Origin of the sequence: Actinophytocola sp., from assembly GCF_045807065.1 — a bacterium.
Classification (GTDB): domain Bacteria; phylum Actinomycetota; class Actinomycetes; order Mycobacteriales; family Pseudonocardiaceae; genus Actinophytocola.
On the sequence record NZ_JBJMIE010000260.1, the window covers coordinates 1 to 2,420 of the forward strand.

The following is a 2,420-nucleotide window of genomic DNA, read 5'->3' on the forward strand; positions in this document are numbered from 1 at the left end:
CGATCCGTGCGGGTCGTCGAAAAGGGTCCCCACGGCGGTCCCCGAGTCGTTCACATCCTCGCCGTGACTGCCGTCGAAGCCGCTCAGCGGAAGCTGGATCCACCCGTGCTGGTTTCGATAGCTCGCGACCGACTGGCCGGCCGCGTTCGTGGCGTTGCCGATGATGGCGCCCGTGTCGCCGATCCGCACCGGATGCGGCAGCCCCAGGTTGTGCATCGACCCCTGGTTCGCCCGCCACACTTCACCGCGAACCTGAAGACAACATGAGACGGTGCTGAGAGCTGCCTGTCAGACCACGCGACCGACCGCGCCGTAGCCCAGCAGCCGGGCCGGCGACTCCTCGTGCTGCGGCCACAGCGGGTCGCCCTCCGCCGAGGTCTCCGGCCGCCACTGGTGCAGCAGCGTCAGCCCGGGGTCGACCAGCTCGGTGCCGGCGAACCAGGAGCCGATGGTCTGCCTGGTGCGCGGGTAGACGCGCTCGTCGGCCATCTCGTACAGCTTCAGCAGACCCGCCAGCTGCTCGGCGGTCGCCGGGTCGGCCTCGTCCTGGCTCATGGTGGAGATCGCGAGGTAGCTGCCGGGCACGCAGGCGTCGCGGTAGCCGGCGATCAGCCCGGCCGGGTCGTACTCGTCGCCGATGAACAACAGCAGCCCCGCGCACAGCACCCCGACCGGCTGGTTGAAGTCGATGAGCCGCCGGGTCTCCTCGTGCTCGAGCACCGACCCCGGCTCGCGCACGTCGGCCCACACGACCGCCGCGTTGTCGTTGTCGTGCAACAGCTCGAAGCTGTGGTGCACCGCGACGGCCTCGTAGTCGACGTAGACGACGCGGGTCGCGGGGTCCTGCCGCTGCGCGATCTCGTGCACGTTGCCGACCGTCGGGATGCCGGAGCCGAGGTCGAGGTACTGGCGGATGCCCTGCGCCATCAGGAAGTTGACCACCCGGCGCAGCCAGGCCCGGTTGATCCCGGCCACGTGCTTCACCCAGGGCGCGACCTGCTCGACCTGGGCGGCGAGTGCCCGGTCCGACTCGAAGTTGTGCGAGCCGCCGAGGTAGTAGTCGTACATGCGGGCGGCGTTCGGCTTCTCGAGGTCGAGCTCGCGGACGTTGGTCGGCGGCTGGGGCGTCATGGCGGGGAGGCTCCGTTTCGGCGGGGTTAGGGCCGCGGCAGAGCTTACGGCGCGGCGGCGTGCTCGCCGGCTTTCCCGCCCGATTTCGCGCGATCGGCCGCAAGGGTGGACATCCCCGCCCGTTCTCGACAGGGTGGATCATGTCGTGGAGTGACAACGCGGCTCCACCGCGTATTGGGGAGGTCCGATGTCCGAGCTCACCCGCCGGGATGTCCTGCGCGGTGCCGGGGCGCTGGCCGGCGCGACGGCGCTGACGTCGTCCGCGACGGTGCTGGCCGCGCCCACGGCGACCGCGGACACCGCCGGCGCGGCCACGGTCGGCGAGGGCACGAACATCTCCGCGTCCGTGTCGCCGGACGGCCGGCACGTCGCGTTCGACCTCGTCACCGCGATCTGGACGGTGCCGATCACCGGGGGCGCGGCGCGGCGCCTGACGACCGACGACACGGACGCCACCCAGCCGTCCTGGTCGCCGGACGGGCGGAGCCTGGTGTTCCAGGCGTACCGCGACGGCAACTACCACGTGTACACGGTGCACCCCGACGGCTCCGGACCGCGCCAGCTGACCAGCGGGCCGTACGACCACCGCGAGCCCCGCTTCTCCCCCGACGGCAGGACGGTCGCGTTCTCGTCCGACCTCGGCGGCAGCTACGGCGTGCACACCCTGGACGTGGCGACGGGCGCGGTCACCGCCCGCACCGACACGGCGGCCGACGAGGCGATGCCGGCGTGGTCGCGGGACGGCCGGCGCCTGGCCTACACCGTGGACAGCACCGCGATCGACGTGCTCGACCTGTCCACGGGCGCGGTCGTCCGGGCGGTGACGGCACCGGCCGGCACCACCCTGTTCGGCCCGTCGTTCTCGCCGGACGGGGTGCTCGCCTACGTGCGGATCGCCGGTGCCACCGCCGAGCTGGTCGTGGGTGAGCGGGTGGTCAGCGCACCGGGCGAGGACGTGTTCGCGTTCGCGGCGTCCTGGCTGTCGGCGACCGAGCTGCTGCACACGGCGGACGGCGTGCTCAAGCGGCGCGGGCTCGACGGTTCGGTGTCGGTGGTCCCGTTCGCCGCGGCGGTGCCGGTGCTGCCGCGGCCGCGGTACCACCGGGCGGTGCGTGACCTGGACTCGACGCGGGAGCAGCGGGTGCTCGGGATCGCGTCGCCGGTCGCGTCGCCGGACGGCACCCGCGTGGCGTTCCGCGCGCTGAACGCGTTGTGGCTGCTGAGGATCGGCGACGCGCGGCCGACCCGGCTGGTGGCGGTCGGCTTCTTCAACTCCGACCCGGACTTCA

General features: G+C 72.5%; 3 protein-coding genes. 1 reads left to right on the plus strand and 2 read right to left on the minus strand.

What is annotated here, in order from left to right:
• The coding region (locus ACJ73U_RS15265) for a hypothetical protein (protein ID WP_407778276.1) at positions 1–216 on the minus strand (216 nt) is incomplete at its 3' end.
• 72 nt (positions 217–288) lie between these two features.
• Positions 289–1,131, minus strand: a complete 843-nt coding sequence (locus tag ACJ73U_RS15270; protein ID WP_407778277.1) for an SAM-dependent methyltransferase — start codon at positions 1,129–1,131, stop codon at positions 289–291.
• A 187-nt stretch (positions 1,132–1,318) separates the two neighbouring features.
• Between ACJ73U_RS15270 and ACJ73U_RS15275 the strand changes: the two genes are divergently transcribed.
• A partial coding sequence (locus ACJ73U_RS15275) for a TolB family protein (protein ID WP_407778278.1) occupies positions 1,319–2,420 on the plus strand: 1,102 nt, incomplete at its 3' end.

Excerpts from the sequence above, each read along its gene's own strand:
- ACJ73U_RS15270 (WP_407778277.1), bottom strand. The coding sequence starts at position 1,131 with ATGACGCCCCAGCCGCCGACCAACGTCCGCGAGCTCGACCTCGAGAAG.